An 18549-nucleotide genomic window follows, 5' to 3' on the forward strand; every position below is an offset into this window, starting at 1 on the left:
CTGGTGCCCACCATACACAATCAAAAATAGTGATAGTTTCGCGGGTGCGACGGTCAGCCCTGCCGAGCACGAAGCGTTCGGACGGTCTCACGCGCCTCTTCGACCGTGATTTCTCGCTTGTAGAGCGCTGAACCGGGTTCCAGTAGTTCGCCGCCCGGGACGAGCTCGCCGACGTCGACCGGGCCGAAGCCGATGTCGCGGACGAGGTCGGCGACGTGCGCCTTGGCGTCCGAGTCGTCGCCGGCGAGGAAGACCGCGAGGCGTTCCGATTCGGGGAGGTCGGGATGCCCGAGGTCGCGGAGCGTCTCCCAGTGGATGGTGTTGAACGACTTGACTAGTTTCGCGTCCGGGAGTTGGGCCGCGACGAGTTCCGAGGAGGTGTCGTCGCCGAGGTCGATGACGTGGAAGTTCTCGGTGTAGGGGTTCATCGCGTCGACGACTATCTTCTCCGCGAAGTGGTCCGCGTCGGGCAGCGACTCGCGCTCTCGGAACGGAACGGCGAGGAAGACCACGTCGCCGAACCGAATCGCCCGCGTCGGTTCCACCGCGCGAAGTTGCGGGCCGAGCGTCTCGGAGAGGTCCGCGAGCGACTCGACCCCGCTTTCGTTGGCTATCGCAACCTCGTGGTCCGACTCCACGAGGAGTTGGGCCAACGTCCCGCCGAGTCGGCCAGCGCCGAGTATCCCAATATCCATGAACAAAGATGTATGTTAACAAAGTTGAATCTTTGTGTGGTCAGCGGGACCGCGAGCGGCCCCTCTAACTCGGATTATCTACATCGTAATGTACCACATAACCGCATCAGACCTTCTCTATCCCGGAATCTTCAGCTATTCAGTACAATCATAATTTAGTATATATGTGTCGTTGGAAGCGACATGAACAGACGAACATTCCTCGGCGGCGTCGGAGCGGGCGTGGTGCTCCTCTCCGGCTGCCTCGGTGCGGAGGGTAACGCGCTCGACCCGGCGGCCGACCAGAACGACGACCCCGCGGGCGACGAACAGCCCGCGAAACCGGCGACCGACTCGCCCGAGTCGACTCCCGAACCGACGACCGAACAGCCCGCCGAACCGACACCCGAACCCACGCCGGAGCCGACGACCGACGCACCCGAAGACCGCATCGACTTCGAGCGCGAGGACGACGACCCGGACGTCGTGGGCACGCTCCTGACGAAGGGACCCGTGCCGGGCGTCGTCGTCTCCTCGGACCTCCCGTACGCGAAGGCGTGGCAGAACTACGCCGAGACCGACGAGGAGGCTGGAACCTACCGCGTCGGTCTCTCCGTGAACACCTCCTCGCGCATCGGGCGACTGAGCGTCGTCGGTCGAGTGTACGACGCCGAGGGTGACCTCGTGGCCGAGGACACCGACGTGAGCAACAACGTTCCGGCGGACAAGAACGCGCTCATCCACCTCGTCTTCGAGGGCGACCTCGAGGCGATGTACTACTTCGAGGTCGACCTCGTCGTCCCGAACTGAGCGTCAGGCCCCGCCGGCGTACGCCTCGAACTCTTTTCCGCGCAGTGCGAAGTAAACCACGCCGACCACGCCGACGAGCGACGCGACCGAGAAGGCGAGCGTGGGGTCGCTCGCGTAGAGCCAGCCGCCGAGCGCCGCACTCGGGATGACGATGGTGTTCCGCACGAGGTAGTACGCGCCCGTCACCCGTCCGCCGGCGTTTCGCTCCGCCGGGCCGACGATGAGCGCCTTGTGCGCAGGGAGGCCGGCGAACCGAAGCCCCGAGAAGGCGAACAGGGCGACGACGACCCACTGGTCCGCCGGCGCGAAGATGAGGAGGACCGGAAAGACGGCGTACACCGCGAACCCGAGTCCGACGACCGGCTTGAGCCCGGTCCGCTCGGCGAGTTTCGAGACGGGGAGCTTCGTCAGGAGCGCGACGACCATCTCGACGCCGAGGAGGACGCCGAAGAAGGCGGCCGGTCGAAGCGAGACGCCGAACCCGGTGAAGCCGACTTCGAGGAACTCCGTGACGACGATGACGAAAAAGACGTACACCATCCCGTTGGCGAACCGGATGAGCGTGTCCGCGACGAGGAGCGGGCGGAGCGTCTCCGGGAGCGACCAGAGGTCGTCGCGGAGCTGTGCGAGCCCCTCGAACGACTTGCCCAGCGAGTCTTCGCCCGCGTCGTAGAGGACGTGCTGGGCGACGGTGGCGACGACGCCGAAGGCCGCGGCGACGACGAGGACGTACCGGAAGCCCTCGACGAACGTCGCCGTCGCCGCCAACAGCGCGGCCGCGATGAGCGGTCCGAGGAGGAAGCCGACGCGGCGGAAAATCTCGGTGCTGGCGAAGCCCATCGCCAGTCGCTCCGGTGGGACGCTCTGTTTGACGATGGCGAACGTCGCGCCGAGGCCGAACGACTTCCACGCCTGCGTGAGAAAGAGCCCGACGAAAATCCAGAGCCACGGTTCGAGCGAGACGCCCGCGAGCGTCACCTCGGGGACCTGCGGGGCGACGAACCAGAAGAGAAAGCCCGCCGACGAGACGGTCCCGAACAGCGTGAGCGAGAGGCGCGACCCGAGGCGGTCGGAGAGCGCGCCGCCCGGATACGGGTACAGTGCCCCGATGAGGTTGCCGACGCTCCCGTAGAGGCCGACGACGGTCGCGCCGGCCCCGAGCACCCGGAGGTACTCCGGGACGTACCGGCCGGTCATCTGAAACGAGAGACTGAACGCGAACATCGCCACCGAGAGGACGAACACGTCGCGTTCGAGCCCGATGAACTGCCGGAAGGAATCGAAGCTATCGACGGCGTCCCGACGTGTTTTCATCGTCCGAGTGGTTCGCGGGAGCGCTCAAGAAAGTACGGTGCGGTCGGCCTATTCGTCGACCGGCGGGTCGACCCAGACGACGAGACCGTCGTCGCCCCTGACGACGCCGCGGGTCAGGTCGTCGCCGAACGGCGCGTCGTCGACGGTCTCGGGGTCGACCGTCGTCACGCGGTCGACCTCGTCGACCAGCCAGCCGAACACGGTCGCGTCCTCGTCGGCGGCGTCGAAGACGACGACGCGGGAGGCGTCGGGGTTCGAACCCACGCCGAGGAGGGAGGCCGTGTCGACGAGCATCGTCGTCGCGCCCCGGTAGTCCATCGCGCCGACGACGTGCGGCGGCGAGTCCGGGAGCGAGCGGGCCGGCTTGCGGTCGATAATCTCGGTGACGACGTCGAGGGCCACGCAGTAGCGCTCCGCGCCGATTTCGAATTCGAGAACCTGCGTCGGCTCGTCGAGCGCCGCGTCGGGCGCGTCCGTGAGCGACATCTACGCGCTCCGGGCGGAGAGCCCGTCTTCGGCCGCGTCGAGTTCGTCTTCGAGGTCGTCCACCTCGTCGTCGATGTGGCCGGCGAGGAGCGCGACCTCGGAAATATTCGCCGTCTGCTCTTCGGTGGCCGCGGCGACCTGGTCTATCTCGCCGGCGACCTCTTCTGCGCCCCGAGCGGTCTGGTCGACGAGGCTCGCCACCTCCTCGGTGCTCGCGGCCTGCTGGTCGGTCGCGCGGGCGACCTCCTCCGCGCCGGCGGCGGCCTCGCCGACCGCGGCGTCGATGTTCCGGAGCGCGGAGACGGCCGCGTCGACCTCCGAGATGCCGTCGTTGACCTCCTCGTTCGCCTCCTCGATGTTGCCGACGGTCGTCTCGGTCGTCTCCTGGATGTCGCCGACAACCGCCTCGATTTCGGAGACGCTGTCGCGGGACTGCTCCGCGAGGCTCTTGACCTCGTCGGCGACGACGGCGAAGCCGGCCCCCGCCTCGCCGGCCCGCGCGGCCTCGATGGAGGCGTTGAGCGCGAGCAGGTTCGTCTGGTCGGCGATGTCGTTGATGACTTCGACGACGCTGTCTATCTGGTCGACTTTCGCGCGGAGGTCGGTGATTTCGTCGTACACGTCGGTGGTCACGTCGTCGACGGTTTCCATCGCGTCCGCGGCGTTGTCCGCAGAGCTTCGGCCCTCGGCGGCGAGGTCGCGCGCCTGGTCACTCATCGCCTTCGTCTGGTCGGCACTGGAGGCTATCTGCTCGACGCTAGCGCTCAGGTTCGACACCTCGCCGGCGACCTCACGCATGTTGGTCGACTGGTCGCCCGCGAGGTCGCTTATCTCCTGTGCGCTGACGGCCACGCTCTCGGAGGCGCGGGAGAGTTCGGCGACGGCCGTGCCGATTTCGTCGGTCGCGTCGTCCACGTCGTCCACGTCGTCGAGAACCTCGTCGGTCGCCGCGCCGGCGGCACCGGGACCGGAATACGCGTCGTGCTGTCGGGAGGGAGCCCCGTCTCCGGCGGCCGGTTCCCGTTCGTTTCGCTCGATTGCCATACGAACGAGTGTGGGAGTAAACTGATAAGTATTCGCGAACAGTATCAATAGAGATAATCGAGGATTGCCGCTAATCGCCTCAAAACGGCCAAAAATAACGGATTCGGAGTTGATATTGCAGGATGGATACCACACTACCGACGCTGACAGAACCAGGAATCGTCTGTCGGTTTAAAATCACTTGTCCGGTCAAGGCCGGACTCGGCGGGGGCTCTCCAGAGTCGCTCCGGAGTCGCCCGTGACCGCGATTCGGTGGGAGGGCCGAAACGGGGGGTGTTCAGGCCAGTCGGTGCCCGGCGGCGACGGCGACGAAGCCCGCGAGCGCGACGAGGACGATGGAGCCGCCGGCGGCGAGCCCGTAGAGGTACGCGACCGTGACGCCGGCGACGCCCGCGAGTTCGCCCGCGAGAACGCCGTACAGGAGCGACTGCTTGAAGCTCCGCCCGAGCCGCGAGGCGGTGACGACGGGGATGACGAGCAGCGCCGCGACGAGGATGACGCCCATGATTCGCATCGCGCTGACGACGACGAACGCGGTGAGAATCGACAGAAGCGTGTTGACGGCGCGGACGTGGAGCCGCGACGCGCGGGCGGCGGTCTCGTCAAACGTGACGTACACGAGCGGCCGGTAGGCGACCGCGACCGAGCCGACGACGACGAGTCCCATCGAGACGAGAAGTCCCACGTCGGCCCGCGAGACGGTCGCCAGCGAGCCGAACAGGTACTGGTTGATACCGACCGAGATGCCGCCGCCGGTGAGCGAGATGAGCACGCTCCCGAGGGCGAAGCCGCCGGTCAGGACCATCGCCAGCGCGGCGTCGCTCCGGGCGTCGGTGTACTCGATGAGCGCCTGCACGACGAGCGCCGCGACGACCGCGACGACGAGCGCGCCGAGGAGCGGCGGGACCGCGAGTCCGAGCGTCGCCTCGAGGAAGAGCGCGAGCGCGACCCCGGCGAAGGCGGTGTGGGCGAGCGTGTCCCCGACCATCGAGAGGTCGCGGTAGACGAGAAACGACCCGACGAGCGGGCCGACAACACCGATACACAGCACCGAGAGGTACGCCCGCTGCATGTAGGGATAGCCGAGGAAGTCGAGACCGGTGACGCCGGCGAGCCACGAGAACACCCCGCCGACGACCGCCGTCAAGAACCAGTCGAAGAGTCCCGCGAACGCGTCGGCCACGAGGAGCGGCGCGAGTGAACCGGCCGCGGAGAACTCAACCGCGAGGAGGTCGGTCGCCGCGAGCGCGACGGGGCCGGTCACGACTCGTCCTCCGGTTCGTCGCGGGCGTCACCGTGAGAGTGGTCGTGCGGGTAGTCGTGAGAGTTGCCGTGGTGATGGCTGTGGTCGTGGTCGAGCACGCGCTGGTTCGCGCCGTAGGCCGCGGCGAGCGCGTCGCTGTCGGCGAAGTCGTCGGGGTCGCCGTGGAAGTACAGCCGCTTGTTGAGACAGGCGATTCGGGACGCGCGGGCCGTGACGACGCCGATGTCGTGTTCGACGAGGACGACCGTCATCCCCTGTTCGTTCAGTTCGCCGAGGAGGTCGTAGAACGCCTCGCGGGACTCGGCGTCGAGCGCGACGGTCGGTTCGTCGAGCGCGAGCAGGTCGGCCTCCGCGGCGAGCGCGCGGGCGACGAAGACCCGCTGGCGCTGGCCGCCCGAGAGCGACCCGACCCGGCGGTCGGCGAGGTCCGCGATGTCCACGCGGTCGAGCGCCGAGGCGACCGCCTCGCGGTCGTCAGCAGAGAAGCGACCGAACAGGTTCCGCGGGTAGCGACCCATCCGGACGACCTCGCGGACGGTGACGGGCATATCGCGGGCCGCGTCCGTCACGTCCTGTGCAACGTAGGCGACGCGCTCGCCGTCCGAGAAGTCGTGGGCGGGCCGGTCGAACAGTCGCACCTCACCGCGGGTCGGTCGCTGGAGGCCGAGCATCAGCGTCAGGAGCGTGCTCTTTCCCGACCCGTTCGGGCCGACGAGTCCGAGGAACTCACCTTCGGGCACGTCGAGCGAAACCCCGTCGACGACGGGTACATCGCCGTACGAGAAGGCCACGTCGCTGAGCGAGACGGCCGTCATTGCGCGCCGAGCGCCGTCCGGAGCGACGGGAGGTTCACCTCGCGCATGATGTCCACGTACCCCCAGTCGTTTTCCTCCCACTCAGTCATTACGCCGGGAAGCGGCGTGAGCGGGAGCACGTCCTCGGCGTCCGTCTCGGAGACGAGTTGCTGTGCGGCGCGGTCGGACTCCAGCGGGTCCGCGAGGACGTGTCGGATGCCGTGTTCCTCGATGGTCGCCTGCGCCCGCTCGATGTCCCGCGGCGACGGCTCCTCGTCCGGCGAGATACCGGTGAGCGCGACGATTTCGAGGTCGTAGCGGTCGGAGAGGTAGCCGTAGGCGTCGTGGCCGGCGACGAGAATCACGTCGCGGTCGCGGGCGGCGAGGCCGTCCTCGAACGCCGCGTCGAGTTCCGAGAGCGTCTCGCGGTAGGACTCGGCGTTCGCGGCGTAGGCGTCGGCGTTCTCGGAATCGACCGACTGGAAGGCGTCGCGGAGCGTCTCGGTCGCGGTGGCGACCCGCGTCGGGTCCAGCCAGAAGTGCGGGTCGAGCTCGCCGTGGTCGTGGCTCTCCGACTCCTCGGCGTGCTCGTCGTCGTGGTGTTCGGTCTCGTCGTGGTGTTCGGTCTCTTCGCTGTGTGTCTCGTTCGCGTGCGCCTCTTCGTCGTGCTGTTCCGCCTCGTCGTGGGACTCGTCGTCGTGGACGTGGCCGTCGGGTCCGATTTCGTGGAGTTCCACGTCCGCGGAGGCGTCCACCGCGGCGACGTCCGACCCGTCGGCTTCGAGCGACGACCGAATGTCGTCGGCCCACGGCTGAAATCCGGGCATTCCGTGGACGAACAGGTCGGATTCGAGTACCCGGCCCTGCACGTCCGGGCCGGGCTCCCAGCCGTGGCCGTGCTGACCGATGGGGACGAGCGTGTCGACGGACGCGGCGTCGCCAGCGACGTGTCGGGCCACGTCGCCGAAGACGAAGAACGAGGCCGTGGCCGTCGTCTCCGATTCGGCTGACGAGTCGGTCGAATCGGACGAGCCGTCACCGCCGAGACAGCCCGCGAGGCCGACGGCGGCGCTTCCGGCGACTGTCGCGAGGAACCTGCGTCGGGTCTTCGTTCGCATGTTATTAGAAAACTTCTTTGAGATAATAAGTGCTGTTATTCTATCTCCCATTGTTGTTATTCAATGTCAGCCCAGAATTCGTCGAGCGCCGTCACACTTCGCGGCGAGAGGCCGTCGGGACAGCGGTCGGAAGGTGGAGAGAAGAGCGGTCGCCCGCGGTTCGCAGTCAGTCGGCGGTCGAGGCGGCCGCGCCGGGCGACCCGCGTTTGTACTTCCGGATGGCCACGAAGATGAGCGGCGTGCCGACGACGGTGGGCCAGAGCCACGCGGCGACGGTCGGGAGGAAGTCGAAGTTGACAGACGAGAAGGCGGTCACGGTGGCGATGTAGCCGCCGCCCATGCGGCCGATGTGTTCGAAGAACCACTCGCGTGACTCCGCGCGCTCCCGGCGGAAGGCGGCGATGTCGCGGACGCCGAAGCCGGCACCGGCCGCGCCGAAGACGAGCATCACGGTGGCGAAACTGTCGCCGGCGAGGAACCGGAGCGCGCCCATGGCGAGGAGACCGACCCCGGCGGTGGTGAGCAGACCGACCGCGACCCAGTCGACGAGTTCCGGCCTGTCGGTCGGGCGCTTCCGCGAGAGGACGCGGTCGCCCGAGAAGACGAAGTAGTAGCTGAACACCGCGACGAGCGCGAGGAACGTCCGCCCGCGGGTCGGCGCGAGGGCGAACAACACGAGCGACGTGACCGCGACGACGGTCATCCCCGCGACGTAGACCCGGCCCGCCCGACGGTGGCGACGGCCGCCTTTCTTCGTGACTATCGCGCCGAAGCCGGCGAACAGTGCCGCGAATCCGGCGAGGATGTGGACGCCGAGCGTCGCGTCCTCGACGAGTATCATCGCGAAACCTCGATGGAGGCGGTTGACGGGTGCGGACGCTCGGTGCGATTTGGCGGGGCGTGGGGGCTGTGTAGGCTCGGCATAGAACCGAGTCGTTCGAGGAGCGATATAAATCTACTGAGTGAGTACTTACTCAGAGACGAGGGCGAACCACGACCGAGACAGTCGGCTCCGTCGAGAGCCTCGGCTCGCCGTGTAATCGTCTGAAAAGTCGAGGTGTCGTCTGCCGCTACAAACAGCAGTCGCGTCTCGGTGTTACTGCCGAACGACGTTCGCCGCGCGGGGGCCCTTGGGCGAGGACTCGATGTCGAACTCGACTTCGGTACCTTCCGTGAGGTCTTCGCCGCCGACGTCTTCCATGTGGAAGAACACGTCTTCGTCGTCGTCGAGGTCGCCGTCGTCAGTAGAGATGAAACCGTAGCCGCCAGTGTCGTTGAAGAAATCAACTTTGCCGTGTGCCATTACGAACAAATCGAAGGTCGGGCGACGGATAACCCTTCCGAGGGTCAAGGTACCACGACCCTTCGAAAGACATTCGTCCACCCACTCACGGCCGTTTCGGTAGATAAGTGCCAGACTGAGCGGGGACGACAGAAACAGACGGGCGGGTCTCACTCGACCAATAACGAGTCGATGTACGCCGACAGCGACTCCCGGAGATCGTCGCCGACGCCCTCCATCCCGAGCGCGAGGGCAAAGCCGGTGTAGCCGTCGGTCGCCGAGAGGACGAACGCGGCCGTTCCCTCGGGGTCGACCTCGCGGAAGACGCCCTGTTCGACGCCGTCGCGGACGATGTCGGCGATGACGTCGAGGGTGTGGCGCTCCATCCGGAGCAGCGGTTCGCGGAGCGTCTCGTTGTGCGGCGCGTGCGAGAGGAGTTCCATGACGGCGATGTTGACGCCGGCGGCGGCCGGGTCGTCCTCGTCGACGAGGAGGATGTCGCAGACCGCTCGAAGGCGCTCTTCGGGCCCCTCCGCGTCGATTTCGTCGAGGGTCCGCGCGAGGTAGTCCTCCGACGTTTCGAGGAACGCGACGATCATCTCGTCTTTCGAGTCGTAGTAGTAGTACAGCCCCGCCTCGCTCTTTTCGCTCTCCGCGGCCACCTTCTTCGTCGTCAGTCGAGCGTAGCCGTGCGTGGCGAGCGCCGCGCGGACCGCGTTCGCAATCTGTGCTTTCTGCTCGGGCGGCACGGAGTCGGCGGGCATGGTGAGTGAGTGTTCGCTCGCTCGCCTACTTGTGTCCGTTGTTCCGCGGGCGAAGCGCGGGACGCGACGACCGTCACTCCGCAGACCGACCGCGCGCTCCCCCGACCAACTCGCCGAGCGCCCGGCGCTTGATGAGCGCGAAGCCGACGAAGATGGAGAGGAACCCGAGCGCGGTCACGGAGTCGATGAGTTGACCGAGAAAGGCCCAACTGAGGAGCGTCGCGGAGACGGGTTCGACGTAGCCGATGAGGTTTATCTGCGTCGGGCCGAACCGGCCGAGCAGTTCGAAGTAGATGAGGAACGCGCCCGCGCCGCTGACGACGGCGAGATAAAGCAGCGATCCGACGGCGACGCCGGACCACTCGATAGCCGCGAGCGACTCGCCGGTGGCGACGCCCGCGACGGACAGGAGCGCGGCCCCGAACAGCATCGCCCACGCCTGGAGCGTTCGCGCCGGGATGTCCGACGAGAAGGGGCGCGTCAGGACGGCACCGAGGGCGAAGCACGCCGAGGCGACGAAGACGATGGCGACGCCGACCACGTCGCTGGAGAGGAGCGCGTTCGGGTCCGGTTGGGCGACGAGGCCGACGCCCAGAAAGCCGAAGCCGAATCCGAGGACGCCGAGCGGCGAGATGCGGTCGCCGAGGATGCCCGTCGCGAACAGCGCGGTCAGGACCGGTCCGAGGCTGATGACGATGGCCGCCACCGCGCCGGGGACGTGCTCCTGTCCGAGGTAGAGAAACGCGTGGTGCGCGCCGATGAGGAGGCCGCCGGAGACGCCGACGAGCGTCCAGTCGGTCCGGCTGTGCGGCCGCCAGTAGTCGGTCGAGACGGCGGCGTAGCCGAGGACGATGACCCCCGCGAGGAAGAACCGAAGCGCCGCGAAGTGCAGCGGCGGGAAGTACGCGAGACCGACTTCGATAGCGACGAACGAACTCCCCCAGAGGAGTCCCAGAAGGACGAACAGTCCGGTGGCGACCCGGCCGTTCACCGACACCACGCCCCGCTCGGCGGTCGGCGATGCGACTCCGCCGGACTCGTCGGCCGCGTCGGTTTCGTTTCGACACTCCCGCGCTCTGTTGGAGGTATATCCAGCACGTGAGCGTATCGTTACCACACAATCGATAATAGTCGTTTTGTTCGGTTCGAATCTCGAACCGCTCGCGGCTTACAGCGAGCCGCGGAGGACCTTCGCCGCGGTCAAAATCGGGTCCCAGACGGGGCTGAACGGCGGCGCGTAGCCGAGGTCGAGACGCTCCACTTCGGCGACGGTCAACTCGGAGGCGAGCGCGGTCGCCACGGTGTCGATTCTGACGGCGGCGCGGTCGGCTCCGACGATGGTGCCGCCGAGCAGTCGCCCTGTGTCGCGGTCGGCGACGAGCGTGACGGTCGTCTCGACTGACCCGGGGTAGTAGCCAGACCGCGAGCCGGCGGTGATGGTCTCCGAGACGGGGTCGAAGCCCGCGTCGCGCGCCTCGTCGAGGTCCGTCACGCCGGCGCGACCGCACTCGAGGTCGAACGCCTTCACGACCGAGGTGTTCGCGACGGTCCCGATGGGTTCGGGGTCGCCGGCGACGGTCTGGCCGATGGCGCGCCCGGCGCGGTTCGCGGGCAGGCCGAGCGTGTTCCACGTCGGCTCGCCGGTGACGACGTGGTCGATTTCGGCGCAGTCGCCCGCGGCGTAGACGCGCTCCGCGCTCGTCCGCCCGTAGTCGTCGACCGCGATAGCGCCCGTTTCGCCGAGGTCGACCGCGTCGGCGACGAGGTCCGAGTTGGGGCGGAGACCGATACCGACCATCGCCGCGTCGACCGCGAGTTCGTCGCCCTCGCAGACGACGGCCTCGACCCGGTCCGCGTCGTCGCCGCGGAGTCGCTCCACCGACGCGCCGAGGTGAAGCGTGACGCCATTGTCTTCGAGGTGGTCTTCGACCCGCTCGCCGACGGCGTCGCCGAAGGAGCTGAGGACGTGTCCGGAGCGCTGGAACAGATGGACGTCGAGGTCGTGGGCGGTGAAGGCCTCAGCCATCTCGACCCCGACGAACCCGCCGCCGACGATGGCGACCGACTCGGGCGGTTCCATCGCGCCGAAACGGGCCGCTCGCGCCTCGTCGACGAACCCGCCGCCGCCGAGGTCGGCGACCGAGGCCTCGTTCGGGTCGGTGAGGAACGACCGAATCGCCGCCGCGTCGTCCAGCCCGTGGAGCGTGAACGCGCCGTCGAGGTCGATGCCGTCTATCGGTTCGCGGAGCGCCCGCGCGCCGGTGGCGACGAGGAGGTCGCCGTAGGGCTGTTCGAACGTCCCGTCGGGGCCGTCGACCGTGACGACCCGCTCGTCGGTGTCGACGGCGACGACCTCGTGTTCGCGCCGGAGGTCGATACCGCGGTCGGCGGCCGCCTCGGGCGACAGCGAGAGCATGTCGGTGAGCTTGTCGACCTCGCCTTTGACGAAGTAGGGCGTGCCGCAGTGGGCGTAGGAGACCCAGCGGCCCTTCTCGAAGACGACGACCTCGCGGTCGGCGTTGGCGCGGGCGAGCTTGCTCGCGGCGGAGAGTCCGGCGGCGTCGCCGCCGACGACGACGAATGGTTCGTCAGACATTGTGAGAGAGTGGTACGCCCGCCGACACCTAACTTCCTTGGCCAACGACGAGTGCTTACGCAAGTTCGAAGAGGACGCCAACCCTTTCGAGTCAAAACGAGTCCGAGTCACTGACTTCGGCACTCATCACGTCGACCGGGACGAGGGTGTATTCGACGGAGACTGACTCGCCCGCCCCCCGGACAGTCGCAATGAACCGCAAGACATCGTCGTAAGCGGCTTCGACGACGAACGTCTCAACGCAGCCCGCGTTGTCGCCGAGGCAGTTGTGCGAGTTCGACCGAATCGACGCTTCGAACTTGTGGCGGAGTTCCATCATTCGGCCCTCTATCTTCGGTTTATCGTACCCAAAGACGACGGTTACCGTCGCTAAGACCTGTTGACCCTCGTAGTCAGTCTGTTCGTACTCCGCAAGGAGCGACTGGCACGCTTCACGAATAACCGCGCTTCGGCCGCTGTAGCCGTGTTCTTCCGCGAACGCATCGAGGTCGTCACGGAGCCACTCGGCCATCGAGGTGCTTACAATCGTCATGTGTTAAATTTCTATTCTAGAATAATAGAGATAGTGGATAATAGAACAATGTATTAATATCGCGTTCGTTTCAGGTGTTGTCATAGAGGACCTGCGGACGACACCGCTCCCTCGCGGAATCCGGGAGCGTCAAGGACTCGACGCTTTGGTCGGCTTGGGAGTTCCTCACGCACTGTAACTGCGGGTCTAACGGCTGACCCACTGCGAGAGTAATGGCAAAAAACATACATCACGAGGTGTGGATGGTTCTGTCATGAGCCCTCCCCTCTCGCGTCGACGGGTTCTCACACTCGGCGGTTCAACCGGAACAGCCGTCCTCGCCGGGTGCCTTGATGCCGTTACGGGAAGCGAACAGCAGGTCTGTACGTCGGGGTATCGTGACGTCGGAGACGCGTTCGCGAAGCGGTCGATAGTGAACTATCTTCGGTATGCGTCGTTGACCGTGCCGCAGTCGATTCCGACTGGCGGGAAACTGGTGGCGAAACTCACAAACGAGTCCGGCGACCCGCTCACCACGCTGGGCAAACCGCGATACATGATTCAGCGATTAGGGTCTGACGGCACGTGGCGGAACTCCATCGGCGTGCCTGAAGGACACGAGTGGTCGCCGTCTCAGCGGGTACTGGACCCCGGCGAAGAACTCCGGTGGGAAATGCGACTCCGCGCGAACGAATTTTCAGGCCCGTTCGAACGGTGTACGACACACACTCCAGCCACGTACCGATTCGTCTACTGGGGGTTCTCCGAACACGGCGCGGGCATCGCACTCGCCGCGCCGTTCGAGCTCGTCGAATAGCGACGGGAGGAACGCACGCATCGACAGCATGCGACGGGACGCTCACCGGCGTTGTAACGACGCAGCAGCAACCACCGAGCTATTCGTGGCTGCTGTCTACCGGACTGCCGAGTTCGTCTCTGATTCTCGCGACGTACTCGACAAACTCGTGGGCTGTTCGTTGACGCGGGCGTTCTAAATCGATAGAGATGCTCGAACGGACGGTCCCCGGGTCGGCGTCCACCACGACGACGCGGTCGGCCAGCGTCACCGCCTCGTCGATGTCGTGGGTGACGAACACGACGGTCTGTTCGGTCTGCGCCCAAATCTCGAGCAGTTCAGCGTGGAGGCGGTCTCGCGTCCGCGCGTCGACGCTCCCGAACGGTTCATCCATAAGTAGAATCTCCGGGTCGACAGCGAGGGCACGAGCGATGCCGACGAGACCAGCAACTGCGGTGGCAATTCCCCCGCCTGCAGGCGGGCGAAGATGCCAGCCGGAGAATATCCGAACCGTGAAAATCGAAATTAGCTCATATCCGCGAGCGGACCGAAGTCGTCGACCGGAAGCACCGAATAATCGATCGTAAGCGTGTCTTTCGTCGCTCTGATTTTTCCGACGAACGTCGAGATGTCTTCGAGCGACCCCTCGAGAACGAACAGTTCCATACAGTGGTGCCCCCCGACGTGGCTGTGGAAGTTCGACGCAACGATGTCCTCGTACTCGTGGCGGAGTCGCATCATCTTCTCTTCGACGCTCGTCGTCTCGTAATCGAAGACGACGGTTACGACGCCCATCAGTTCGCGGTCTTCGAGTTTCTTGTCCTCGAACTCACCGAGGAGGTTCCGACTCGCCTCTCGGAGTACTTCGCTCCGACCAGTATATCCGTGGTCCTCGGAAAACTGGTCGATTCGCTCGAGTAGTTCCTCCGGCATCGAGACGCTAACGACGGCCATATAACAATCAAACCGCCATCAAATATTAAGCCTTATTATCGGATTGGGTAGCATTGCGACGGAGGACACCCAACCGTTGCCAATCTCCCGCGTTTCACCGAGGGGAGGAGGTGCTATCTAAGTAGCACCTCACCCGGAGTTCGTCCATCGAGCGCTCGATTCGGTCGAGTGCGATAGTAGTGCGCGGGTTGCATGAACCAGTTGTGAGCGCCCCCATGACTCGCCATCCACGAGTTATCGAAGCGGTCGTCTCGAGAGTTTCCGAGAGTCGATGCAGAGACGCGGCAGTCGGACCGTAGCATACCGTCCAACAGTTCGCGGGGACGCGCCCAAAACGAAGAAGACGGCCCGTCAGCGGTGGACGCCGCCGCGCTCGGCCGCGAGCGTTCCGAGCACCCACGCGCTCACATCAGGCGTCTCGCGCGCGGCGAACTCGGTGGTCGCGTACTGCGCGAGCGCGTTTCGCGCCGCTCGGGGGTCGTCGTCCGAATAGTAGTCGTCGCGGAAGTAGTCGTCGCCGCGGCCGACCATGTGGGCGACATCGACCAACGCGCGCCGCGTCAGGTGCGGGTTCGACCCGTCCGACCGAGCGGCTTCGAGGGCTTCGAGCGCACCGAGTTTCGCGTCTCTGACCGCGGCCGCGGACTCGACCGACTCGTACCGGCCTCGCTTGACCGCCGTGACGGCGTCCTCGAACGCCCGGCGGTGCGTCTCGGCGGTGTGTGCACCCACGAGCGCGGTGGCGAATCGCCCGCTTCGGAGGGCTTCGGGGACGGTGTGGACGTTCGAACCGAAATCGATGAAGGTCTCCATCAGCAGGTCTTTGGCCGGCGTGGATTCGAGTTCCCCGGGGTCGAACCCTTCGGCCTCGACGACGGCCTCAAGCTCTCCCTCCTCGGGATACTCGGCCAAGCGGTCCGCGACGACCTCGACGAGCGAGGACGCGGTCGACTCGAACGCGTCGGTGAAGTCCAGCGGGTCGGCAATCGTCGCGAGATAGCGGTCGCGGACGTGGCGCGCGCCGCCGAGCGACGCCCGCGCGGACTCGACCGCGTCGAGCAGTTCGCCGACCTGCGGGGCGCTGTCGGTGTAGCGGCCGTACTCGTCGGCGTTGTCGAGATACCGGACCGCGGCCGCGACGAGGTTCTCGACGGCCTCGTACACCACGAGCGCCCGGTCCGGTTCGTCGCCGAGATACCGCGTACCGAGCCTGAACGACTCGATGTCGGCGCGGACCGCCTCAGCCTCGTCACGCACGTCCGATTCGGTGAGGTCGCCGACGGCGGCGTCGTAGGTCCCCTTCGCCATCGCCGCTGCCCCGCGAGCGTAGCGCAGTCCCCGAAGCGCCTCGAAGGGCGATTCGTCGGCGTCTGCGGGGGCGAGGTCCTCGGCGGCGTCCGCGTACGCCTCGGCGTAGATGTCCCGGACCGCCTCGTTCGGGACCTCTTCCGGGGACATCGTCTCGGGACAGGAATCGAGGAGTTCGCGGGCGCGAGCGCGGCCCTGTTCGAGGAACGAATCGGCAATCGGGGCCGGAACGCGGGCCGGGAACGCCGGCGACCCGAGTTGCCTGACCTGCCGGAGCCCCGCAGCGTCGAGGGCCGGGTCGTCCGATTCGGATTCGCCCGCGTCGAGCGCGGTACACCCCGCGAGCCCGGCGACGCCGACCCCGGCGAGCGAGGCGAGCACGTCGCGTCGCGTCCGGGGCATCTCAGGCGTCCTCCGTCTCGGTTCGGAGCGACGGCGGGAGGCGACAACTGCTTCCGCCGCCGTGTCCCCAACTCGACTCGTCCGTCGAGTACGGAAGTCGAATCAGCGAGGCGACGACGTGGCGGTCGTCCACGGAGCACTCGACCGAGGCGGCGCGGAGCGGGTGACAGAAGTCGAGGTGGACGACGCTGTCCGGCGGGTTCGTGACGTACAGCAGTTTCACCCGGTGGCAGGCGTCCGTCCGGTGCTGGGTGATGACGAGCGTCTGCTCGTCGAGGTCCGTCTCGTCGATGAACGCGCGGGCCTCGTCGATGCCGTCGGGTTCGGCTGCGACCGCGACGTTCTCGCGCTCCTCGTCGGTGGCGACGAGGAAATCGTCGAGATACGACGACCCCGTGTCCTCGTCTTCCCGGGCGGCGTCCCGGAAGATGGCGGTCTCGGCGTCGTTGCGAACTGTCAGGGCGTCGTAGTCGGTGACGAGCGCGTCCGGGGAGGGGCCGTGTGGCTCGTCTAAACTGGAACTGGACCCCTCGCCGGAACACCCGGCGAGCGCGGCGACAAGGGACGCGCCGCCAGCCTGGAGGACCTGTCTGCGGGTCGGCAGGGACATGTGTCGGTTTCCCAACCGAACGCCAGCGGTATGTGCCTTCTGATGCGCCGGGTCGCCGCCGGCCGAACCGCGGGACATTTCCCCGACGGCCGCCTCGTCTCGACCGACAGATGCGCGAGGACGAGTTGGCGACGCGGGTGGTCGAGCACTTCCGGGCGGCCTTCGACGACGTGGAGATTCACCTCGAAGAGCCGTACGACCACTACGGGAACCGCGGCGTCGCCGACGTGTACGTCAGGGTGCGGACGCCCGAACCGGTCGATTACCTCATCGAACTCAAGGCCGACGCCGCCGTCCGCCACGCCACCGGCGCGAACGAGGTGCTCCGCCAGTACCGCCGCATGGAGCGCTACTTCTACAAGGACGACGAGCACGCCATCCGGACGAAACTCGGCCGCGAGGGGCCGGGCGTCCACGCGCTGTTGCTGTTCGCGCCGACGAGACGCTGCGTCGAGCACGTCCGGGAACACGCCGCCCTGTACGAGTCGGTCGACCCCGACGCGACCGTCGAGGGCGTCGAGGCGGTCCGAAAGGTGGCCTTCCTGACCAACCTCGACCGCGCGCCCGAGGGCGAACTCGGCTTTCTCTCGCTCAACGGGCCGCTCGCGTTCGACTCGGTCCCCTTCCGCGAGGCCGTCCCGTCGGGGTCCCGCCTCGCGGACGCCCTCTGGGGCGACGACTAGCGGACACGCTCATACACCCCCCGTTCGTAGGGGCGGGCATGGGAACGATTCGAGAGTCGGTTCGAATCCCGTTGGGGGACCTCCGTCAGCAGGTCGCTGACACCTTCGGCGTCGCGGCGTCGCTCGTCGAGATACACGGCATCCGGCTCGAAGACGGGGCGCTCGAAGTCGACGCGAGCTACCCCGACGGGGAGGACGTGCCGGTCGTCGAACTGTTCGTCACCGACCCGACCGGGAACACCGAGTCCTACGTCACCGAGTTGGACGGCGCGAAGAACCTCCTCATCGCCGGCGAGGACGTGCTCGTCGAACTCGTCGACTACGACCCCGAGCGCGGCGAGGTGTTCGTCTCGGTGAAACACCGACAGGACGGCGAGATGGTGACCGTCCTCGGCTGCGGCGAGAAGTGGGTGATCCCGGTCGAGCGCGACGGGGTCGAAGAGTCCATCCGCTGTCGGATTCAGAGCGCCGTCGGGCCGACGGGCGACGACTCCTGACCGCGACCGCGGTTCGGAGCGTTACCCCTCGTATTCGACGTAGGAGACGCAGTACCCCTCGGGAGCGACTTCGCCCGCGACGATGGCGCACGCGCCCACGCCGTCCCCGTTTTTGTCCTCAATGTAGTACCGGCAGGTCGAACACTGCTTGCCGTCTTTCGGCTCGTCTTGGTACGAGACGGCCTCCTGCGACGAGAGGCTGTCGGGGTTGCGCTGGGTGCCGTCGAGGGACGTGGCGGTCGCGTACGCCTCGGGAACGCCCCCGGTCGACCCCGACGACTGCGTCGTGGTCGCGGTCGCCGTCGTCGTCTCGGTCGCGCCGCCACCGCCGCCGGAACAGCCGGCCAATCCGGCCATCGCGGCGGTCCCGGTGAGCCAGATGAACCGTCTCCGTGTGCGGCCGGTGTCGCGGGTATCCCGACTCCGCGTCGGTCGGTCGGTCGCGTCTCGGCGTGGCGTCCGCTCGTCGTCTCCCATGCCAACTTATGACGCGCGGCGTCGGTAAAACCGAGCCAGCCGGTTCCCATGCGGCAAGAATTGCGGACGCGTTGATGGTGTCACGCCACTAAGTAACACGGATACGCGAATCGGGCCGCGAGAGAGCGAAGATCGGGAAGTGAGGGGCGACGAGTCCCGTGAACC

The 18549-nt window shown here is 66.8% G+C and carries 21 protein-coding genes and 1 pseudogene; 4 read left to right on the forward strand and 18 right to left on the reverse strand.

Annotation, left to right across the window (positions count from 1 at the left end):
* Positions 1 to 53 precede the first annotated feature (53 nt).
* On the reverse strand, positions 54 to 695 hold the full coding sequence (locus tag BN984_RS17290; protein WP_008094054.1) for an NADPH-dependent F420 reductase: 642 nt from the start codon (positions 693 to 695) through the stop codon (positions 54 to 56).
* A gap of 183 nt (positions 696 to 878) precedes the next feature.
* Here BN984_RS17290 and BN984_RS17295 point away from each other — a divergent pair, with 183 nt between their 5' ends.
* Positions 879 to 1484: a hypothetical protein gene (locus BN984_RS17295; RefSeq protein ID WP_008094055.1), complete on the forward strand. Its 606-nt coding sequence runs from the start codon at positions 879 to 881 to the stop codon at positions 1482 to 1484.
* A gap of 3 nt (positions 1485 to 1487) precedes the next feature.
* Here BN984_RS17295 and BN984_RS17300 read toward each other — a convergent pair whose 3' ends face one another.
* From BN984_RS17300 to BN984_RS17355, 12 genes are all read right to left on the reverse strand, one after another.
* Positions 1488 to 2798: an MFS transporter gene (locus tag BN984_RS17300; RefSeq protein ID WP_049968867.1), complete on the reverse strand. Its 1311-nt coding sequence runs from the start codon at positions 2796 to 2798 to the stop codon at positions 1488 to 1490.
* 48 nt (positions 2799 to 2846) lie between these two features.
* Entirely contained in the window at positions 2847 to 3284 is a 438-nt protein-coding gene (locus tag BN984_RS17305) for a chemotaxis protein CheW (RefSeq protein ID WP_049968868.1), read from the reverse strand.
* Positions 3285 to 4328 (reverse strand): methyl-accepting chemotaxis protein, encoded by a 1044-nt coding sequence (locus tag BN984_RS17310; RefSeq protein ID WP_049968869.1) that lies wholly within the window; start codon positions 4326 to 4328, stop codon positions 3285 to 3287.
* 277 nt (positions 4329 to 4605) lie between these two features.
* Positions 4606 to 5592 carry a metal ABC transporter permease gene (locus BN984_RS17315; RefSeq protein ID WP_008094059.1) on the reverse strand — a complete coding sequence of 329 codons (987 nt, stop codon included), beginning with the start codon at positions 5590 to 5592 and terminating at the stop codon, positions 4606 to 4608.
* Entirely contained in the window at positions 5589 to 6407 is an 819-nt protein-coding gene (locus BN984_RS17320) for a metal ABC transporter ATP-binding protein (protein WP_049968870.1), read from the reverse strand. Before BN984_RS17320 ends, BN984_RS17315 begins: the two co-directional genes overlap by 4 nt.
* Positions 6404 to 7504 (reverse strand): metal ABC transporter substrate-binding protein, encoded by a 1101-nt coding sequence (locus tag BN984_RS17325; RefSeq protein WP_049968871.1) that lies wholly within the window; start codon positions 7502 to 7504, stop codon positions 6404 to 6406. Before BN984_RS17325 ends, BN984_RS17320 begins: the two co-directional genes overlap by 4 nt.
* 166 nt (positions 7505 to 7670) lie before the next feature.
* Positions 7671 to 8345: a DUF2306 domain-containing protein gene (locus BN984_RS17330; protein WP_008094063.1), complete on the reverse strand. Its 675-nt coding sequence runs from the start codon at positions 8343 to 8345 to the stop codon at positions 7671 to 7673.
* Positions 8346 to 8600: 255 nt separating this feature from the next.
* Positions 8601 to 8807 (reverse strand): cold-shock protein, encoded by a 207-nt coding sequence (locus BN984_RS17335; RefSeq protein WP_004978121.1) that lies wholly within the window; start codon positions 8805 to 8807, stop codon positions 8601 to 8603.
* Between the two features lie 149 nt (positions 8808 to 8956).
* Entirely contained in the window at positions 8957 to 9550 is a 594-nt protein-coding gene (locus BN984_RS17340) for a TetR/AcrR family transcriptional regulator (protein ID WP_008094068.1), read from the reverse strand.
* A gap of 73 nt (positions 9551 to 9623) precedes the next feature.
* Complete coding sequence (locus BN984_RS17345) at positions 9624 to 10541, reverse strand: DMT family transporter (RefSeq protein WP_049968986.1); 918 nt, start codon at positions 10539 to 10541, stop codon at positions 9624 to 9626.
* Positions 10542 to 10718: 177 nt separating this feature from the next.
* Complete coding sequence (locus BN984_RS17350) at positions 10719 to 12146, reverse strand: FAD-dependent oxidoreductase (RefSeq protein WP_008094071.1); 1428 nt, start codon at positions 12144 to 12146, stop codon at positions 10719 to 10721.
* A gap of 91 nt (positions 12147 to 12237) precedes the next feature.
* Positions 12238 to 12657, reverse strand: a complete 420-nt coding sequence (locus BN984_RS17355; protein ID WP_008094073.1) for a CopG family ribbon-helix-helix protein — start codon at positions 12655 to 12657, stop codon at positions 12238 to 12240.
* A 496-nt stretch (positions 12658 to 13153) separates the two neighbouring features.
* Here BN984_RS17355 and BN984_RS17360 point away from each other — a divergent pair, with 496 nt between their 5' ends.
* Positions 13154 to 13474, forward strand: a complete 321-nt coding sequence (locus BN984_RS17360; RefSeq protein WP_008094075.1) for a hypothetical protein — start codon at positions 13154 to 13156, stop codon at positions 13472 to 13474.
* Positions 13475 to 13553: 79 nt separating this feature from the next.
* Here the strand turns inward: BN984_RS17360 and BN984_RS17365 are convergent.
* The 4 genes and pseudogenes from BN984_RS17365 to BN984_RS17380 all read right to left on the reverse strand — a co-directional run.
* A pseudogene (locus tag BN984_RS17365) lies at positions 13554 to 13895 on the reverse strand (nitrate ABC transporter ATP-binding protein); the annotation flags it as partial.
* 83 nt (positions 13896 to 13978) lie between these two features.
* A complete protein-coding gene (locus tag BN984_RS17370) occupies positions 13979 to 14407 on the reverse strand; it encodes a CopG family ribbon-helix-helix protein (protein ID WP_004978112.1) in 429 nt (142 codons plus the stop codon).
* Positions 14408 to 14758: 351 nt separating this feature from the next.
* Complete coding sequence (locus BN984_RS17375; RefSeq protein ID WP_049968872.1) at positions 14759 to 16117, reverse strand: hypothetical protein; 1359 nt, start codon at positions 16115 to 16117, stop codon at positions 14759 to 14761.
* Between the two features lies 1 nt (position 16118).
* Positions 16119 to 16727, reverse strand: coding sequence for a hypothetical protein (locus tag BN984_RS17380; protein WP_008094078.1), 609 nt, complete (start codon positions 16725 to 16727; stop codon positions 16119 to 16121).
* A 110-nt stretch (positions 16728 to 16837) separates the two neighbouring features.
* Here BN984_RS17380 and BN984_RS17385 point away from each other — a divergent pair, with 110 nt between their 5' ends.
* A complete protein-coding gene (locus BN984_RS17385; protein WP_008094079.1) occupies positions 16838 to 17410 on the forward strand; it encodes a hypothetical protein in 573 nt (190 codons plus the stop codon).
* 38 nt (positions 17411 to 17448) lie between these two features.
* Positions 17449 to 17907, forward strand: coding sequence for a hypothetical protein (locus BN984_RS17390; protein ID WP_008094080.1), 459 nt, complete (start codon positions 17449 to 17451; stop codon positions 17905 to 17907).
* A 21-nt stretch (positions 17908 to 17928) separates the two neighbouring features.
* Here BN984_RS17390 and BN984_RS17395 read toward each other — a convergent pair whose 3' ends face one another.
* A complete protein-coding gene (locus BN984_RS17395) occupies positions 17929 to 18384 on the reverse strand; it encodes a high-potential iron-sulfur protein (protein ID WP_004978103.1) in 456 nt (151 codons plus the stop codon).
* Between the last annotated feature and the right edge of the window lie 165 nt (positions 18385 to 18549).

Source organism: Haloferax prahovense (assembly GCF_000723845.1).
GTDB lineage: Archaea > Halobacteriota > Halobacteria > Halobacteriales > Haloferacaceae > Haloferax > Haloferax prahovense.